Source organism: Catenulispora subtropica (assembly GCF_039531675.1).
GTDB lineage: Bacteria > Actinomycetota > Actinomycetes > Streptomycetales > Catenulisporaceae > Catenulispora > Catenulispora subtropica.
Map to the genome: position 1 here is coordinate 39,243 of NZ_BAAAQM010000067.1, position 17,551 is coordinate 56,793.

Below are 17,551 nucleotides of genomic sequence, written 5' to 3' on the forward strand. Positions count from 1 at the left end.
ACAATCGCAGAGTCCTCATACCCACCCGTTCGGGTAGGTGATCACTCCCGGCGCTCCGGACGGCCGCCGCGCCGCCGCCTACCCCAACGGGCAGTTGTGGCGGCCCCGCCCCGCCGCGAGGCTGAAGCTCATGAGTCGACTCGTCATCGGCAACCGGTCCTCCGGGGCACAGGCCCACCGCATGGTGTGGTTCGCCCGGGAGGGCGACGTGGTGGTGTTGCCGTCGTACCCGACGGGGGAGTTCCTGGACCTCCTCCGGCGGCTCGCCGCCCTGCCGGCCGGCGAGCCCCGGATCGCGGTCCCCCCAGCGGGACGTCAGGGTGCCGAGTCACTCGACGACGGCCGGCTCGCCGTCCCGGGCTTCGTGGGGGAGCTTCGGAAGCTGGCGGGCGGACGCGGGGTGGACCGACTGCTTGCGGTCCGCCACGACGCGGCGGTCCTGCGCCTGGCCCGTGAGGCGGGTCTGGACGGACCGCGCGGCGTTCCCGCGTTCCTCGCCCAGCATGGCGGCGGGCTGGTCGGCGACTTGGCGGTGTTCCGGGCGCTCGCGTCCGGGAACGCCGTCCCCGTTCCCGAGGGCCGGGTCTGCACCGGTCCTCGGGAGGCCGAGGAGTTCGTCTGGCCGCTGCTGGCCGGCGGCCGGGCGGCGCTGGTGCGGCCGGCGCGCCCGGCCCTCCCGGCCGGCGCCGCCGACGAGCTCATCGTGCCGGTCGGCGGCCCGCCCGGGGCCGACGCCGACACCACGATCGCCGTCGCCGACCGGGAGACCCTCGGCGAGTACCTGGCGAAGAGCTGGGAGCGCTACTCGCGCGACGGCGCGTTCCCGGTGGTGGTCGAGCACTACACCTACGACGGTGAGCGACTCCGCATCGAGTTCCTCGTCGAGGCCGGCGCCGTCACCGTGCTCTACCACGGCCGGCTGCGCACGACGCCGATCCGCAACGGCCTGGTGATCCCGCCGCCCCCGACGGCGGACGCCGCGAAGGCCCCGGACCTCGGCGCCTTCGTCGCCCACGCGACCCGCGTCATGGAGGTGGTTCGTGCCCTCGGCTACCGGGGCTACGCGGGTCTGGACGCCGTCGTCGGACCGGACGGCGACGTTCTCTTCCGCACCCTGCACGGCGGCGTGACCGACACGACGCACCTCGCCGTGGTGGCCCGGTACGCGATCGGAGAAGACTGTCCGCCTGCCAGAGTCCTGATCTCGCGGGACCGTGTCCCGTGGCCCTCCTTCGCCACGGCGCAGGCGCTGCTCGACCGGTCCGGTCTGGCGTTCGATCCGGACACCCGGACGGGCGTCCTGCTGACCGGGGACGATCTGAGCGGTTCCGCCGGACCGGCGGACGGCCCGGGCGGCGGTTCCCCCGTCCCGTCCGGGCAGTTCCTCGCCGTCGGACGGGACCACGCGCACGCGGGCGAACTCGAAGCCGGCGCCCTCGCGGCGCTGGACCGGACCTCGTCGTCCGCGGTCTGAGCCCCGTGGACGACGAGGGGCTGGCCGGCCGGGTGGCCCTGGTCACCGGCGGCGGGTCGGGCATCGGCCGGGCGGTGGCGGTGGCGTTGGCCGCCGCCGGCGCCCGCGTGGTGGTGGCCGGCCGGACCGCCGAGCGACTGGTGGGAACCGTCGAGCTGGCCGACAAGGCGGCCGCCGTGGCAGGTGGCGGGTCGCAGGATGGCGGCCGAGCCCGGGCGCCGGTTGGTGGGACCGGCGCCCGGGCGCATGTCGTCGACGTCACGGACCCGGCCGCGGTGGCCGGCCTGTTCGCGGCGCTGGAACGCGACCACGGCCGCCTGGACATCGCGGTCAACAACGCCGGGCGCCCGTCCTGGGGCCCGGTCGCCGACACCCCGCGGCACGAGTGGGACGCGGTGCTCGGCGTGAACCTCACCGGCGTGTGGCTCTGCCTGAAGCACGAGATCGATCTCATGCGGCGCGGCGGGGGCGGCGCGGTGGTCAACATCGCCTCGCGGGTAGGTATGCCGATGCGCGAGCCGTATCAGGGCGTCTACGCCGCCAGCAAAGCCGCGCTCAGCGTCCTGACCCGCACCGCAGCACGGGAGTGCGCCGGCTCCGGGATCCGGATCAACGCGGTCAGCCCCGGGCCCACCGAGACCGGGGCGGGGCAGGGCGGCCGGGAGACGCCGGGCGGCCGAGAGGCGTCGGAGGAGCGCGACCTGCGGGACGCGCGAGACGTGCGGTCGGCGCACACCGGGCCGATCGGCCGTCTGGCGTCTCCCGCCGAGATCGCCGCGGCGGTGCGCTGGCTGGTCTCCAGCCACGCCTCCTACGTGATCGGCCACGATCTGGTGGTGGACGGCGGGCTCAGCGCTTGACGCGGCGCCGCCGAACGGGACGGAGATGACGATGACGCTCGAGCAGCGGCAGGAGGCTGGACGGCGGCAGGCGGTCCGACGGGGCACCGGCGATGATCCGATGGCGGCCGGCGCCGCCCTGCGCCGGGCGCACGGCGCGGTGCAGGGGCGTCCCGGCGAGTTCGCCCTGGGCGGCCGGACCTGGACCCTGCTGCCCGGCGTGTTCGCACCGGTGCACACCATGTCCACCAGGCTCTTCACCGGCTGGCTGCCCTATCCGGCGGGCGGCTCGTTCCTGGAGATCGGCTCCGGGGCCGGGGTGACGGCGGTGACGGCCGCGCTCAGCGGGTGCGCACACGTCACGGCGGTGGACATCGCGGTGGCCGCGGTGGCGAACACGGAGGTGAACGCGCAGCGGCACGGCGTGGCCGGCCGAGTGCGGGTGCTCAAGGGCGACCTGTTCGACGAGATCGGACCCGACGAGCGCTTCGACCTCATCTACTGGAACTCCAACGTCATCGACGCGCCGGCCGAGTTCGAGTACCTCGACGAGCTCCAGTGGGCTTTCTTCGACCGCGACTACGCCGCACACCGCCGGTATCTGAGCCAGGGCCCGGAGCTGCTCGCGCCCGGCGGCCGGATGTTCCTCGGGTTCAACACCCTGGGCAACCGGGACCGGCTGTTGGTGATGGCCGACGAGCTGGGCCTCGAAGTGCGCACGTACCGGCGCCAGAGCGGCGCGCTGAGCGGGATCGGCGTGGAGTTGAGCCTGCTGGAGATCACAGCCGGCTGACGCCGCCGCTCGCCGGGCTCACATCGACCCTCCGGGGGAGAGCACGAACCGTGCGATCTCCACCCGCGACCCGATGTCCAGCTTCCGGAAGATGTTCCGCAGGTGGAACTTCACCGTCTCCGGCGAGCAGCGGATCCGCTTGGCGATCTGCTGGTTGGTCAGGCCCTGCACCACCAGGCGGGCCACGGTCTGCTCGCGGTGGCTCAGGCTCGCCCAGTCCGCGGACGGGGCCGTCCCCCGGTCCGCGGCCGAGGCGGTGTCGTCGTCACGATCGTCCTCCGCCGGCAGCGGGCACCGGCCCAGGGTCTCCTTCAGATCAGCCCATAACGACAGGTACTTCTCCCAGGACGCGTTGTCGCCGTGGATCATCGCGACGTCGGCCAGGTTCCGGTACCCGGCGGCCTCCCCTTCGCGCCAGCCCGAGGCCAGACCGAACTCGACGGTGCGGTGGAAGTGGTCCTCGGCCTCGTAGACGCGCTCCGCGGCGCACTCGGCCATGCCGAGGCTCAGATGCATGGCGGCCTGGGCGCGCAGGTCGCCGGCGTAACGCGCGGCGGCCAGGCCGATGCCCGCCATGCGGCCCCACTCCCGCAGGTGCCGGCGGGCGAAGAAGTAGCCGCGCAGCGCGTCCGGGACCGTCCAGCACACCGCCGGGTCGCCGGTGCGGCGGTGGCGCCGGACCAGGGCGAGCAGGTTGTGGCGTTCGGCGTCCAGCCAGGCGAGCGCGCTCTCGCGGTCGAACGGGGTGCCGAGCTCGGCCGCCGGCTCCTCGCGGGGCAGGCGCACCAGGCACGGGTTCACCACCTCCGCGGCGGCGTGCAGCCGGGCCAGCACCCACCGCACGTGCCGGTCCCCGGCCGCCCGGACGGTCTCGGAGTCCTCGTCCGCCAGGCGGTCGGCGGCGAACAGCCGGGCCAGGGAGTGCAGGCTGTAGCGGCCGGGCGGCGACTCGGCGCGCACCACGCTGCGGTCGGCGAGCCGGTCCAGCGCCTCCTGCGCCTCCTCGCGGACGATGCCCGCGGTCAGCGCGGCGGCCTCGGTGCAGAAGTCGAAGCCCGGCAGCAGCGCGAGGCGGCGGAAGACGGTCTGGTCACCGGGTTCCAGCGCCTCGTAGGAGGAGGTCAGCACGCCGTGGACGGTGATGTCGCCGGCGGTGAGCCGTTTCAGCCGGCGGCCCTCGTCGCGCAGCTGGTCGCAGAGGTCTTCGACGGTCATCTGGGGCCGGGACAGCAGCCGGGCGGCGGCGATCCGGACGGCCAGCGGCAGGTGCCCGCACAGCGCCAGCAGGTCGCCGGCGTCCTCCTGGCCGGTCCAGCGCGGGCCCAGCATCCGGGCCAGCATCGCCTCGGCCTCGGCCTCCGGCAGCGGGCCGAGCCGCAGCGGCACCGCCCCGGCCAGGCCGCCGAGCCAGTTCCGGCTGGTGACGATGGCCAGCGCGTCCGGACCGGTCGGCAGCAGCGGGCGGACCTGCGCCTCGTCGGCGGCGTCGTCGAGCACCACCAGGGCGCGCTGCCCGGCCAGCGCGGTGCGGAACATGCCGACGAGCTCGTCCGGATCCGGGGGCAGCGGACCGTCGGCGCCGAGCGCGCGCAGGAAGCGGCGCAGCACGTCGGGGACGGGCACCGGGGCGCCGGTGTAGCCGCCGAGGTCGGCGTACAGGTGGGCGTCCGGAAAGGTCGGGCCCACCAGGCGGGCGGCCCGCACGGCCAGCGCCGTCTTGCCGGTGCCGCCGGCCCCGGTGACCGCGAACAGCGCCGCGGCGTGCGGCGGGAGGGCCGCCGGGTCGGTGAGCGCGGCCAGCTCGGCCGCACGCCCGGTGAAGTCGGTGATGTCCGGCGGAAGCAGCCGGGCCCGCGTGGGCGCGCGACCGAGAGCTCCCCGCATGCTCCCCCCTGGATCAGAGGCCTGATTCCGTCGGGCACGGCGGCGCGCGGCAGACCCACATCGTGTGAACCAATGTTCAGTTCTTGTGAAGACTATCGCACGGAGGGTCACGGCGGCTACTCAGGATGACGTAGGAATCGCTGAGGGTGTCCGACCAGTGCGGACGATCATGCCTCGCGGAGGGCGCCCGGCCGCGCTCCCACCGCGGTTGCTCCCTCATGAGCGGGGAGGATCCCCGGCCGCGGAAGTCGTTCGTGGCCTTGGCCCGCGCGATGTAGTACACGTAGCCCCGATGTCCGTCCCGTACCCGAGCGAGATGCGCGGCAGCAGGTCGTTGTAAGCCTTCTGAAGGGCTCACGAGCTCCGTCTCACCCGATCGCGATGAGCGCCGGAATCACCGCCCGATCCTCGCCCGGCCCCATGTTCCGGTTCACCGCCCCGCTCGGCGGGCGCGGCGCCGAGAACGTGAACCCCAACGCCGCCAGGAACTTCCGGCCCGGGACCCAGCCCTCCACCACATGCGTGTTGACCTGAGCGAAGTCGGCGTCGCTCGCGGCGGCGAACAGCGCCCGCGCAACCGCGCGGCCGATGCCGTGGCGGCGGTACTCCGGGCGGATCAGGAAGGTGCCGATGGCGACCGCGGCGATGTGGGGAGTGCGGCGGACGGCGTCGACGAAGCCGACGACCTCGCCGGCGGTCTCGATCACCAGGAGGACCTTGTCGTCGAAGTCTGAGCCTTCGGGGAGGGAGTAGAAGGAGCTCTGGACGTCACCGGGGGCGGAGGGTTGCCCGGTCGCGGCGAGGAACCAGTCCTCGGAGGCGGTGAAGACCGCCAGCACGCCTTCTTCGTCGGCGGGTTCCAGGTCGCGGACGATGACGGGGTGGCCGTCGACTTCGAGCTCGATGCGCATGGGGCCAGTGAATCATCCTCGGGGCGGCGGGGTGCCGGGGATCACCGCGCCTCACTCTCCGGGAAGCTGCGGGCGACGAAGGAGCTGATGTGGCCGCGCATCAGGTCCCTGACCTGGTCGGCCTGGCCGGCTCGGCAGGCGCGGAGGATGGCGCGGTGCTCGGCCGCCTCCTGTTCCCAGGAGGGCAGCGTGTTCCACACCATGCTCGACACCAGGGCGGTCTGGTCCTGCAGCTCGTCGAGCACCTTCACGAGGATCGGGTTGCCGCAGCCGGCGTACACGGCGCGGTGGAAGGCGCGGTTGGCCACAGAGCGCTGCGCCCCGTCGGCCGCTGCGTCGGCGCGGTCCAGAGCCGCGGCGGCCGCCGCCCAGTCGCCGCCGCCCGACGCCGCGGTGCGGGCCGTCGCCACCGGCTCCACCAGCAGCCGCATGTCGTAGACGGCGCGCGCCAGGTCGCGGTCGACCACGCGCACCGCCACGCCCTTGTAGGGGCTGATCGTCACGAGCCCGGATCCGGCGAGCGTCCGCAGTGCCTCCCGCACCGGGGTCTTCGACACGCCCAGCCGCTCCGCCAGGTCGGTCTCCACCAGCTGCGCGCCGGAGCGCAGGTCGCCGACCAGGATCAGGTGCTTGATCGCCTCCAGGACCGACTCCGACCGGGACGGCAGAGCACCGGGACGCACCGGCGCGGACGGCGGACTGACGGACTCCGGCACGGCGGCCCCCCAAGGACTTGCGGCGACACCGGCGTCGCCGGGTGGGCTCGACGCCGGTGTCGCTGAGATCTGATATACGATGCGTCGCTGAGATTACGAGCGGTCGTCAGCCGTGGTCAAGCGGCGCCGCGACCTGAGCGGGATCACCCCGCCGAGCTGGTCGCCAAGCAGTCCGGCTCGACCGGCCACAGGTCCGTCCCGCCCGGCGCCGGCGTCTGCCCCACGGCCTCCTTCGCCGCGCCGTCGTGCGCCTCGGACGCCGCCGCGTGCAGCTCGTAGACCGCCAGTGTCTGGTCGAACGTTCCCAGCTCCTGGTGCGGCCAGGCGCTCGCGCCGTGCTCCGCCGCCGGGATCAGGTAGTCCACGGCCTTGCTGAGAGTGCCGCCGCCCGGCGCCGTGTACGACCACAGATCCACCCCTACGTGCCGCCCCACCTCCGCCAGCCGGCACAGCGCGGTGACGTTGAAGTTGCTGTAGTGCCACGACCGCGTTCGCGACAGCTCCAGCGGCTGGCTCCCGTCGCCCTGGATCTGCACCGCGATCCGGTTCGCCTTCGCCGACTCCACGATCGACGCCGCCTCCGACCGCTGCCCCACGTACAGCGCGATCGCCGCGTCCTGCTGGTCCTTCCACGATCCGTGGTTGTTGGTCGCTGCCTCCTCGTCCTGGCCGTTGGCGCTCGTCCGCATCCACGTCAGGTACGTCGTCATCCACGTCTGCAACTGCGCGCGGTCCGTGTGCGTCCACCCCGGCGCGCCGGCGTCCAACAGCGCGAGCGCGTCGAGCACGTCCACGATCTGGTCGGAGGACTCGATGATCCCGATGCCGCGCCCCGGCGTCTGGCACGGGATCCCCTGGGCGTAGGCCAGCGTCGGGTTCATCGCGGTGGCCGGGTCCGTGAACCAGGTGCGGATGTCCAATTCGGCCCGCTTCGCGTAGTCGGCGCGCCCGGTGTAGTACCAGGCCAGCGTCAGGTCGCGGATCGCGTTCCACGCCTGACCGCGCTCGTCGTGGTCGGTGATCGCGTCCGCCCCGGGGTAGCGCTGCCCGTCCTTCTGGATGTACGGGCAGCCCAGCGGGTTGTCGGGTGTCATCGGCTTGCTCGGCCACCAGTAAGGGGCCTGGCTCATGTAGTCGTGCTTGTCGCCGCTCGGCGGGACCTGCGGCTTGTCCATGACGGACCACGGCCCCGCGGTCAGCTCGGAATCCGCGGTGCGCACCAGAGCGGCCACCGCGGCCTTCTCGGCGGCGGTGCCGTGGCCGACGGATATCCGGGTCCGGATATGCGCGATGGTGGGGCCGTCGAGCAGGACCGTCCTCGGTACGGCCAGCGGCGGCAGCTTCGGGGGCGCCGCCGAAGCGGTGACGGCCTGCGGGCCGAGGGCGAGCAGGACGCTCGCCGCGGCGGCGGAGGCGGCCAGGAGGAGACGGCGTTTCGTCATGAAGGGGCTCCTGAGCTCAGGGGTCGGGGACGGGATCGGACTCTGTTAACTTTCTTTACTTGTCGCTGGTGGTCATCCCGTGTTTCACGGTGTTTCATCGGGGTGTGACGCCATGGCGGAGGCCATGACAAGGGCGGAGGGAGGCACCGATGGCGGCGACGATCCGAGAAGTGGCGCGGCAGGCGGAGGTGTCGATCGCGACCGTTTCGCGGGCCCTGAACAACCCGCACCTGGTCGCCGAGCCGACCCGGAGCCGGGTGGTGGACACCGCCCGGCGCCTCGGCTACGCCTCGCGGCGGCCGCGAACCGGCCCTGGCCGCGGCGGCGAGGGCGCCGATCCCGGGCGCACCGGCTTCGTCGGCGCGGTGGTCCCGGACCTGGCCAACCCCTTCTTCCCGGCGGTCCTGCGCGGGATGCGCAGCGCGCCGCCGGCCGAAGGGCGGCACGTGCTGTCCCTGGACGCCGTCGAGGACCCGGCCGTGGAGGCCGATCTGGTGCGGATGATCGCCCGCCAGGTGGACTCCCTGGTGCTGCTCTCGCCCCGGCTGCCGAGCGATCGGCTCAGGGCCCTGACGATCCCGGGCCGCACGGTCCTGTTCAACAGGCTGATCCCCGGGCTCCCCGGCGTCGTCGTGGACTGCGTCGACGGCATGCGGCGCCTCGTCGCGCACCTCGCGGCGCTGGGCCACCGGCACGTCGGCTACGCCGGGGGGCCGCGCACGTCTTTCGGCGACGCCGAGCGGCGCCGGGGCCTGGCCCTGTGCGGCCCGGCCGGCGGCCTGCGCGTCGTGGACCTCGGCGCCTTCCCACCGTACTTCGCCTCGGGCGCGCAGATCGCGGACCGCGCGCTGCGCGAGGGCGTCACCGCGGTCATCGCCTTCAACGACCTCATGGCGCTGGGCACCATCGTGCGGTTGCGCGAGCGGCAGGTCGACGTCCCGGCGCGGATCAGCGTGACCGGCTTCGACGGCATCCCGCTGGCCGCGGCGAGCACCCCGCGGCTGACGACCGTCGCCCCGCCGCTGGGCCGGGCCGGGCAGACCACGATGGCGCTGCTGGACGCCGAGGTCGGCCAGGGCGCGCCGGGCGCGCCGCGCTGGCGGGTGCTGCCGGTGCGGCTGGTGGTCGGCGGCTCCACGGCGCCCCCGCCGGGCTCCGGGAAATCGGTTCCGTCCGCCGGCGCCGTCCGCTAGCCTCGCTGCGACGCGTCCGCGATCGAGCGTGGGCGCGGCCAAGGGCTCATCACCGGCATCGAGGACGGGGAGGGATCATGACACGCGGCGGCTCCGCCATCGTCGCCTCCCGGCACCCCTTCGAGGTGATCCTCGTGTCTTCGCCGGCTCGGTGCCGGCTGCGCGGCCTGCGCTGAGACCCTCCCGGAAGCTGCTCGACCCCTGATTCCCGCTTTCTCACCGCTTCCGGGCATCGCGCTGTCCTGATCCGCCGCGAGCACACCTCGCGGATCTCACAGCGAGTTCTCGAAGGACCGATCCATCATGCGTTCCCACCTGACCCGGCAATCCCTCGCCCTCGTCCGCAACCTGGGCATCCTGGCCCACGTCGACGCGGGCAAGACCACCGTCACCGAGCGCGTGCTGTTCCTGACCGGCGCCGTCCACAAACGCGGCGAGGTCCATGACGGCACCACCGTCACCGACTACGACCCCCAGGAGCGGGCCCGCGGCATCACCATCTTCGCCGCGGCCGTCAGCTGCCGGTGGGACGGCCACCGGGTGAACCTCATCGACACCCCCGGCCACGTCGACTTCTCCGCCGAGGTCGAGCGCTCCCTGCGCGTCCTCGACGGCGCGGTCGCCGTGTTCGACGCGGTGGCCGGCGTGGAGCCGCAGAGCGAGTCGGTCTGGCGGCTGGCCGACCGGTACGGCGTCCCGCGCGTCGCGTTCGTCAACAAGATGGACCGGGCCGGTGCCGACCTGGACGCGGCCGTCGACTCCATCCGCGAGCGGCTGCACCCGGTGCCGGCGGTCGTCCAGCTGCCGATCGGGAGCGAGGGCGCCTTCACGGGCGTCGTGGACCTGGTCGGTATGCGGGCCCTGACATGGACCGACGGCGGCGGCGAGATGGTCGTCTCCGAGGTTCCCGCCGAGCTGCGCGACGAAGTCGTCCGGCGCCGGCGGGTGCTGGAGGAGACGGTGGCCGAGCGGCACGCGGCGGCCCTGGAGGAGTTCGTCGACCGGTCGCGGCTCTCCGCCGAGACGCTCAGGGCCGCGCTGCGCGACCTGACCGCCTCCGGGGACATCGTCGTCGTGCTCTGCGGCGCGGCGTACAAGAACCGCGGCATCGAGCCGTTGCTGGACGCGGTGGTGGCGTACCTGCCCTCGCCGCTGGACCGGCCCGCGCTGACCGGGGTCGCGGGCGAGGGTCGGCGGGCCGCCGATCCGGACCAGCCGTTGGCGGCGCTGGTGTTCAAGGTGCAGGCGACCGGCACGGGCCGGCTGACCTACGTGCGCCTGTACTCCGGCACGCTGAGCAAGGGCGACGCGGTGCTCGACGTCACCGGGCGCCGGACCGAGCGCGTCGGCCGGATCCTGCGGGTGCAGGCCGACCGGCACACCGAGGTCGAGCAGGCGGTGGCCGGCGACATCGTGGCGCTGGTCGGCCTCAAGGGCGCCGGCACGGGGGCGACGCTGAGCGCGCCGGACGCCCCGATCCTGCTGGAGGCCCCGGTCTCGGCCGAGCCGGTGGTCTCGGTGGCGGTCGAGGCCGAACGCAACGCCGACACCGAGCGGCTGGCCAGGGCCCTGGCCCGGGCAGCCGAGGAGGATCCGTCGCTGGTGGTCCGGACCGACCGCGAGACCGGGCAGACGCTGCTGTCCGGACTGGGCGAACTGCATTTGGAGGTGGCGATAGAGAAGATCCGCCGCGACAAGGGCGTCGCGGTGGCGGTGGGGCGTCCGCAGGTCGCCTACCGCGAGACCGTCGTGCGCGGCGTGACCGGCTTCGTGTACCGGCACGTCAAGCAGGAGGGCGGCTCCGGGCAGTTCGCCCACGTCGTGCTGGAGGTCCACGCGCTGACCGGCCACCTCGGCGACACCGGGTTCGTCTTCGAGTCCGCGGTCGTCGGCGGCCGCGTCCCGCGCGAGTACGTCCGCGCGGTCGAGGCCGGATGCCGCGACGCGCTGGCCGCCGGTCCGCTGGGCGGGCACCCGGTGACCGGGCTGCGCGTCGTGCTCACCGACGGGGCGACACACGTGAAGGACTCGTCGGAGCAGGCGTTCCGCACCGCGGGCAAGCTCGCCCTCCGCGACGCCCTGCGCGCGAGCGTGATGGCGCTGCTGGAGCCGGTCGTCGAGCTGACGGTGACGGCACCGGAGGACTCGGTCGGCGCGGTCCTCGGCGATCTGGCGGCGCGGCGCGGCCGGGTCACCGACTCGACGGCGCGCGGCGCCACAGTCGTGGTCACGGCCACGGTGCCGCTGGCCGAGGTGTTCGGCTACGCGACCCGGCTGCGCAGCCGGACGCAGGGGCGCGGCACGTTCACGACCCGGGCGGCCGGATACGCGGCCGCGCCGGCGTCGGCCTCGGCGCAGTGAGGTGACGTGATCCGGCCGGCCCGCTCTTCGAAGCGGGCCGGCCGGATCACACTCCCGTCGTCAGTCATGCTGCGGCCGACCTGAGGGCTGATGACGGCGACCCGCGCGCAGCGGCCGCCGATCAGCCGCTCCCACAGCTCTGGGTCGGGGTCCAGGTCGAAATCGGGGTCGGGTACCACGAGCACGCAGCCTAATATCCGGTGCGGCGCCTCAGCTCCCGATCCCCTCCCAGCCCCGCCGCGTCGGACGCTCGGCCAAGCCCCGCGGGTCGCGGCTCCGATACACGATGTACGGCCGGAACAAGTACTGCACCGGCGCACTGAACATATGCACCAGCCTGGTGAACGGCAGCAGTGCGAACAGCAGCAGGCCGATGACGGCGTGGATCTGGAACAGAACCGGGACGTCGGCCATCAGGGACACCTTCGGGTTCAGCGTGAACAGGCTGCGGCACCAGGGGGCGATGGTCGAGCGGTAGTCGTAGCCCTCGTGGATGCCCGCGTGGGTGAGCTTCGCGACCAGGCCCATGATGATCGCGGCGAACAGGACCACGTACATCAGCTTGTCGTTGCGGGTGGTGGCGCGGAAGACGGCCGGGGTGGTGCGGCGGCGGTAGATCAGCATGCCGATGCCGACCACCGCCAGGACGCCCGCCGCGGTGCCGGCGAACAGCGACAGCAGGTTGTACCACTGCTCGCTGAAGCCGATCGCGTCGGTCCAGGACGCCGGGACGAACAGCCCTATCAGGTGGCCGACCAGCACGAAGAGGATCCCGTAGTGGAACATCGGCGAGGCGATGTTCAGCACCTTCCGTTCGTAGCTCTCCGAGGACCGGGTGGTCCACCCGAACTTGTCGTACCGGTAGCGCCACACCAGGCCGGTGACCAGGATCGCGGCCGAGATGTAGGGGAGCGCGCCCCACAGGAACGTCGTCACAGCCTCACTCCGTTCAGCGGTCGGGGGTCAGGAGGGGCAACAGGTCGAGATGGCCGTACGGCCGCAGCGCCGCGGTGTCCGGGTCCAGCCCGACCGTCTCGCGCGCGGGACCGGAGGCGGCCAGCGCCCGGGCGGCCGCGCGGTCCTTCGGCGACGGCCCCGGCAGCGTCGAGCACACCGCCGCGAGCACCAGGGCGTACGGCGTCCCGCGCTCGGCGAGCGCCAGCCGCAGCAGTTCGAGCCCGGGACGGTGCCGCAGCAGCAGCGCGTGATCCCCGGTCGCCGCGCAGAACTCCAGAACCACCGGCAGATAGTCGGGGAGCTCCGTGTCGGCGAACGCGAAACCCGCCTCGCGGTACACCGCCTTCAGCTCCACCAGCGAAGCCCCGCGCCGCCGCGTGTCCCCGTCGAGCCACCACGTCAGATACAGGCTGTGCTTGTTCTTGAAATCGAACACCTCGACGTAGTGCGCATCGATCTCCCCGCGTGTCATCGACGCCATCCGGTCCAGGAACCGCACCAGCTGCCGCGCCCCTGCGCCCCCGACCGCCTCCAAAGCCGAACGCACGAGCGGCATCCGCTCCCGCCACGCCGCGTCCGGATAGTCGAGCAGATGCGCCGCCGCCTGGTGCACCACCCGATCCCGGTGAGAGAGCCGAGGGGGGAGCCCCCGAGAAAGCCCGGCCATCACAGTTCCTCCTGCCGGTCCGCCGTCTGGCGCCGCCGCATGCCGTGGAAGTCCTCCAGGCTGATCAACGGCAGGTTCTTCGATCCCGAGTCGTCGCCGAACGGCCCGCTCGGGTCGATGGCGGAGACGTCGTAGTCGTCCACGCTGCACCCCGAGGCCAGCGCCGCCTCCTCCATCGCGTGCGCGTCCGCCATCGCCGCGGTCGGGATCACGTACCGCTCCTCGTACTTGGCGATCGCCAGCAGCTGGTACAGCTCCTCGATCTCCACCGAGGGCTCCTCGGGCACCTCGCCGAGGTTCACCTCCCGCATGTACGCGCGCATCGCGGCCAGCCGCCCCAGCGCCGCCCGCACGGGCACCACGTCCCCGGCCGTGAACAGCTCCGCCAGGTACTCCACCGGGATCCGCAGCGCGTCGATCGCCCCGAACAGGTTCCCGGCGTCCTCTCCGTCGTGCCCGGACTCCGCCACCGCCTCCACCACCGGCGACAGCGGCGGCACGTACCAGACCATCGGCAGCGTCCGGAACTCCGGATGCAGCGGCAGCGCCACCCGGTAGTCGCAGATCAGCCTGTGCACCGGCGACCGCTTCGCCGCCTCGATCCAGTCGTGCGGGATCCCCGCGGCCTCCGCGGCGCGTACCACCGCGGGATCCGCGGGGTCCAGGAACACACCGAGCTGAGCTTCGTACAAGTCCCGGTCGTCCTCGGTTCGCGCGGCGTCGGCCACCTTGTCCGCGTCGTACAACATCACGCCGAGGTACCGCAGCCGTCCCGGGCAGGTCTCCGAGCACACCGTCGGCAGCCCCACCTCGACCCGCGGATAGCAGAACGTGCACTTCTCCGCCTTGCCGGTGCGGTGGTTGAAGTACATCTTCTTGTACGGGCACGCCGTCACGCACTGCCGCCAGCCACGGCACCGGTCCTGGTCGACCAGCACGATGCCGTCCTCGGACCGCTTGTACAACGCCCCCGACGGGCACGACGCCACACACGCCGGATTGAGACAGTGCTCGCAGATCCGCGGCAGGTAGAACATGAACGCCTGCTCGAACGCGAACTTCACCTTCTCGCCGACGTCCGCCGCCTGCGCGCGCATCCGCTGTACGATCGGATCCTCCGGCCCGTACTCCGGCGCGCCGCCCAGATTGTCGTCCCAGTTCGCGCTCCACCGCACGGTGTCCATCGGCTTGCCGGTCAGCAGCGACCGCGGCCGCGCCACCGGAAAGTCGTTCCCCAGCGGCGCCTGCTGCAGGCTCCCGTAGTCGTACGTCCAGGGCTCGTAGTAGTCCTCGATGGTCGGCAGCACCGGGTTGGCGAAGATCTCCGCCAGCTTCTTGAACCGCCCGCCCTGCTTCAGCTTCAGCCGTCCGCGACGGTCGAGCTCCCAGCCGCCCTTCCACTTCTCCTGGTCGGCGAACCGTCGCGGATATCCCAGGCCGGGCCGGGTCTCCACGTTGTTGAACCAGACGTACTCCACGCCGCGGCGGTTGGTCCACGTCTGCTTGCACGTCACCGAGCACGCGTGGCAGCCGATGCACTTGTCGAGGTTCATCACCATCGCGATCTGCGCCATGACCCGCATCAGAACCGCACCTCCTGCGAGCGGCGGCGGATCACGGTGACCTCGTCGCGCTGGTTGCCCGTCGGGCCGAGGTAGTTGAACGCCCACGACAGCTGTCCGTAGCCGCCGATCAGGTGCGTCGGCTTGAGCATCACCCGGGTCAGCGAGTTGTGGATCCCGCCGCGCTTGCCGGTGGCCTCGGTCTTCGGCACCCCGATCGTGCGATCCTGCGCGTGGTGCATGTACACCGTCCCCTTCGGCATCCGGTGCGAGACGACGGCGCGCGCCACCACGACCCCGTTGCGGTTCACCGCCTCGATCCAGTCGTTGTCCGCGACCCCGATCGCGGCGGCGTCCTGCGACGACATCCAGATGGTCTGCCCGCCTCGGGACAGCGAGAGCATGAACAGGTTGTCCTGGTATTCGGAGTGGATCGACCACTTGTTGTGGGGCGTGAGGTACCGGACGGTGACTTCCTTCTGTCCTTCGGGCCCCAGCCGCGGCTCTCCGAACAGCCGGTTCATGTCCAGCGGCGGCCGGTACACCGGCAGCGCCTCGCCGAACTCGTGGATCCAGTCGTGGTCCAGGAAGAAGTGCTGGCGGCCGGTGAGGGTGTGCCAGGGCTTGAGGTGCTCGGTGTTGAGGGTGAACGGCGCGTAGCGGCGCCCGCCGGACTCGCTGCCGGACCACTCCGGCGAGGTGATCACCGGCACCGGCGCGGCCTGGGTGTCCGCGTAGCTGATCTTCTTGCCCTCGTGCTCGGCGGCGAGCTGTGCGAAGCGGGTGCCGACCCGTTCCTCGAGCTCGTGGAAGCCCTGCACGGCCAGCCGGCCGTTGCTGGTCCCGGACAGGTGCAGGATCGCGTCGCACGCCTTCACCGCCGTGTCGAGCCGCGGACGGCCGTCGGCCGGGCCGCCGTGCACGACGCCGTTCAGCGCCTTCAACGCCGCGACCTCTTCGTCGGGCACGAACTTCAGGCCCTTGACCGGCAGCCCGAGCTTCTCCACGTTCGGCCCGAGGGAGGCCATCTTCGCCGCGACCGCCGGGTAGTCCCGCTCGACCACGGCCAGCGCGGGCATCGTCTGACCCGGCACCGGCTCGCACTCGCCGGACTTCCAGTCCAGGACCACGCCGCCGGGCTGCGCGATCTCCCCGGGGGTGTCGTGCTGCAGCGGCGCGGCGACCACGTCGTGCCGCGTGCCCAGGTGCCCGACGGCCAGCTCGCTGAAACGCCGCGCGATGGTGTGGAAGGCGTCGAAGTCGGTGCGGGCCTGCCACGGAGGGTCGACCGCCGGGCTGAAGGAGTGGATGAACGGATGCATGTCCGTGGACGACAGGTCGTGCTTCTCGTACCACGTCGCCGCCGGGAGCACGATGTCGGACAGCAGAGCCGAGGACGTCATGCGGAAGTCCAGCGACAGGAGCAGGTCGAGCTTGCCCTCCGGGGCCGCATCACGCCATTTCACGTCGCGCGGCCGGACGTCTTCGGCGGCCTCCTCGGCGGTCAGCGAGGACTGCGTGCCCAGCAGGTGCTTGGTGAAGTACTCCGCGCCCTTGGCCGAGGATCCCAGGAGGTTGGCCCGCCACAGCGTCAGCACCCGCGGCCAGTTCTGGGGCGCGTCCGGATCCTCGCAGGCGAACCCGAGCCGGCCGGCTTCGAGCTCGTCGACGACGTGGGCGGCCGGGTCCTTCCCCGCGGCCTTCGCCTCGTCCGCCAGGTCCAGGGGGTTGCGGTCGAAGGTGGGGTAGGACGGCATCCAGCCCAGGCGCGCGGCGCGCGCCAGGCAGTCGGCGCCGGTCATGCCGGCCAGCGCGCCCGAGGCCAGCGGCGAAGTCAGCACTTCGGAGCGGAACCGGTCGTAGCGCCACTGGTCGGTGTTCAGATAGAAGAACCCGGCGCCGATCATCTGCCGGGGCGGCCGTGACCAGTCGTTGGCGGAGGCGAGCATCGCCCAGCCGGTGAAGGGGCGGCACTTCTCCTGGCCGACGTAGTGGGCCCAGCCGCCGCCGTTGCGGCCCTGGCAGCCGGTCATCGTCAGCAGGGCCAGGAACGAGCGGTAGATCGTCTCGGAGTGGAACCAGTGGTTGGTGCCGGCGCCCATCAGGATCATGCAGCGGCCCCGGGAACGCACCGCGGTGTCGGCGAACTCGCGGGCGATCTTGATCGCCAGGCGGCCGGGGACCGAGGTCTGCGCCTCCGCCCAGGCCGGGGTGCCGGGCTGGGCGGCGTCGTCGTAGCCCTCGGGCCAGACGCCGGGCAGGTCGTCGCGGGCCACGCCGTACTGCGCGAGCAAGAGGTCGAAGACGGTCGTGACCAGCGGGCCGTCGGGCCGCAGCCGGATCGCGGGGACGCCGCGGGTGTGGATCTCGCCGCGCCCCTGGCCGTGCTCGCCGCCGTCGGTGTCGAAGCGGGGGAGCAGGACCTCCGCGCCGATCGCGTGGGGGAGGCCGAGCACGGTCAGGCGGGGTTCGACGCCTTGCAGATCCAGGTTCCAGCGGCCCTTGCCGGACTCGGTCCAGCGGAAGCCGAGCGAGCCGTTGGGGACGGTCGGGCGGCCGGTGGCGGCGTCGAGCAGGACGGTCTTCCAGGCTGAGCCCTCGGCGTGCGGGGCGTCGTTCTCGAGGGTTTCTTCCAAGTCGGCGGCACGGACGAACTTGTCGGGCACGTAGTAGCCGCCCACGTCGTGTTCGGCGAGTGTCACCAGGAACGGCAGGTCGGTGAACTGTTTGACGTAGGTGTCGAAGAACTCGG

General features: G+C 72.7%; 13 protein-coding genes. 5 read left to right on the forward strand and 8 right to left on the reverse strand.

All coding sequences use genetic code 11. The annotated features are described in order from the left end of the window. Window positions 1–130 precede the first annotated feature (130 nt). The 3 genes from ABD466_RS38150 to ABD466_RS38160 are packed head-to-tail and all read left to right on the forward strand — an operon-like array spanning window position 131 to window position 3,106. A complete protein-coding gene (locus tag ABD466_RS38150; RefSeq protein ID WP_344662154.1) occupies window positions 131–1,474 on the forward strand; it encodes a preATP grasp domain-containing protein in 1,344 nt (447 codons plus the stop codon). Window positions 1,475–1,479: 5 nt separating this feature from the next. Further along, window positions 1,480–2,334: an SDR family NAD(P)-dependent oxidoreductase gene (locus ABD466_RS38155; protein ID WP_344662155.1), complete on the forward strand. Its 855-nt coding sequence runs from the start codon at window positions 1,480–1,482 to the stop codon at window positions 2,332–2,334. A 31-nt stretch (window positions 2,335–2,365) separates the two neighbouring features. Next, window positions 2,366–3,106, forward strand: coding sequence for a methyltransferase (locus ABD466_RS38160; protein WP_344662156.1), 741 nt, complete (start codon window positions 2,366–2,368; stop codon window positions 3,104–3,106). An 18-nt stretch (window positions 3,107–3,124) separates the two neighbouring features. Here the strand turns inward: ABD466_RS38160 and ABD466_RS38165 are convergent, their stop codons facing one another. From ABD466_RS38165 to ABD466_RS38180, 4 genes are all read right to left on the reverse strand, one after another. Next, window positions 3,125–4,990, reverse strand: a complete 1,866-nt coding sequence (locus ABD466_RS38165) for a LuxR C-terminal-related transcriptional regulator (RefSeq protein WP_344662157.1) — start codon at window positions 4,988–4,990, stop codon at window positions 3,125–3,127. Window positions 4,991–5,358: 368 nt separating this feature from the next. Continuing rightward, complete coding sequence (locus ABD466_RS38170) at window positions 5,359–5,901, reverse strand: GNAT family N-acetyltransferase (protein ID WP_344662158.1); 543 nt, start codon at window positions 5,899–5,901, stop codon at window positions 5,359–5,361. A gap of 41 nt (window positions 5,902–5,942) precedes the next feature. Then, the gene (locus tag ABD466_RS38175; protein ID WP_344662159.1) at window positions 5,943–6,617 is read right to left on the reverse strand and encodes a GntR family transcriptional regulator; all 675 of its coding nucleotides are present in this window, start codon (window positions 6,615–6,617) and stop codon (window positions 5,943–5,945) included. Window positions 6,618–6,760: 143 nt separating this feature from the next. Beyond that, window positions 6,761–8,059, reverse strand: a complete 1,299-nt coding sequence (locus ABD466_RS38180) for an alginate lyase family protein (RefSeq protein WP_344662160.1) — start codon at window positions 8,057–8,059, stop codon at window positions 6,761–6,763. A 149-nt stretch (window positions 8,060–8,208) separates the two neighbouring features. Here ABD466_RS38180 and ABD466_RS38185 point away from each other — a divergent pair, with 149 nt between their 5' ends. Together ABD466_RS38185 and fusA are read left to right on the forward strand one after the other, a co-directional pair. Further along, entirely contained in the window at window positions 8,209–9,252 is a 1,044-nt protein-coding gene (locus ABD466_RS38185; RefSeq protein WP_344662161.1) for a LacI family DNA-binding transcriptional regulator, read from the forward strand. A 303-nt stretch (window positions 9,253–9,555) separates the two neighbouring features. After that, the gene (fusA, locus tag ABD466_RS38190; protein WP_344662162.1) at window positions 9,556–11,613 is read left to right on the forward strand and encodes an elongation factor G; all 2,058 of its coding nucleotides are present in this window, start codon (window positions 9,556–9,558) and stop codon (window positions 11,611–11,613) included. Window positions 11,614–11,823: 210 nt separating this feature from the next. Here the strand turns inward: fusA and narI are convergent, their stop codons facing one another. The 4 genes from narI to ABD466_RS38210 all read right to left on the reverse strand — a co-directional run. Continuing rightward, complete coding sequence (narI, locus tag ABD466_RS38195; protein ID WP_344662163.1) at window positions 11,824–12,549, reverse strand: respiratory nitrate reductase subunit gamma; 726 nt, start codon at window positions 12,547–12,549, stop codon at window positions 11,824–11,826. 13 nt (window positions 12,550–12,562) lie between these two features. Beyond that, the gene (gene narJ / locus ABD466_RS38200; protein WP_344662164.1) at window positions 12,563–13,237 is read right to left on the reverse strand and encodes a nitrate reductase molybdenum cofactor assembly chaperone; all 675 of its coding nucleotides are present in this window, start codon (window positions 13,235–13,237) and stop codon (window positions 12,563–12,565) included. After that, window positions 13,237–14,820, reverse strand: a complete 1,584-nt coding sequence (gene narH / locus ABD466_RS38205; protein WP_344662165.1) for a nitrate reductase subunit beta — start codon at window positions 14,818–14,820, stop codon at window positions 13,237–13,239. Before narH ends, narJ begins: the two co-directional genes overlap by 1 nt. Beyond that, window positions 14,820–17,551 (reverse strand): nitrate reductase subunit alpha (locus tag ABD466_RS38210; protein ID WP_344662166.1); only part of this gene is annotated, 2,732 nt, incomplete at its 5' end. The genes narH and ABD466_RS38210, both read right to left, overlap by 1 nt.

Excerpts from the sequence above, each read along its gene's own strand:
- ABD466_RS38150 (WP_344662154.1), top strand. The coding sequence starts at position 131 with ATGAGTCGACTCGTCATCGGCAACCGGTCCTCCGGGGCACAGGCCCAC.
- ABD466_RS38160 (WP_344662156.1), top strand. The coding sequence starts at position 2,366 with ATGACGCTCGAGCAGCGGCAGGAGGCTGGACGGCGGCAGGCGGTCCGA.
- ABD466_RS38165 (WP_344662157.1), bottom strand. The coding sequence starts at position 4,990 with ATGCGGGGAGCTCTCGGTCGCGCGCCCACGCGGGCCCGGCTGCTTCCG.
- ABD466_RS38170 (WP_344662158.1), bottom strand. The coding sequence starts at position 5,901 with ATGCGCATCGAGCTCGAAGTCGACGGCCACCCCGTCATCGTCCGCGAC.
- ABD466_RS38180 (WP_344662160.1), bottom strand. The coding sequence starts at position 8,059 with ATGACGAAACGCCGTCTCCTCCTGGCCGCCTCCGCCGCCGCGGCGAGC.
- ABD466_RS38185 (WP_344662161.1), top strand. The coding sequence starts at position 8,209 with ATGGCGGCGACGATCCGAGAAGTGGCGCGGCAGGCGGAGGTGTCGATC.
- fusA (WP_344662162.1), top strand. The coding sequence starts at position 9,556 with ATGCGTTCCCACCTGACCCGGCAATCCCTCGCCCTCGTCCGCAACCTG.
- narJ (WP_344662164.1), bottom strand. The coding sequence starts at position 13,237 with ATGGCCGGGCTTTCTCGGGGGCTCCCCCCTCGGCTCTCTCACCGGGAT.
- narH (WP_344662165.1), bottom strand. The coding sequence starts at position 14,820 with ATGCGGGTCATGGCGCAGATCGCGATGGTGATGAACCTCGACAAGTGC.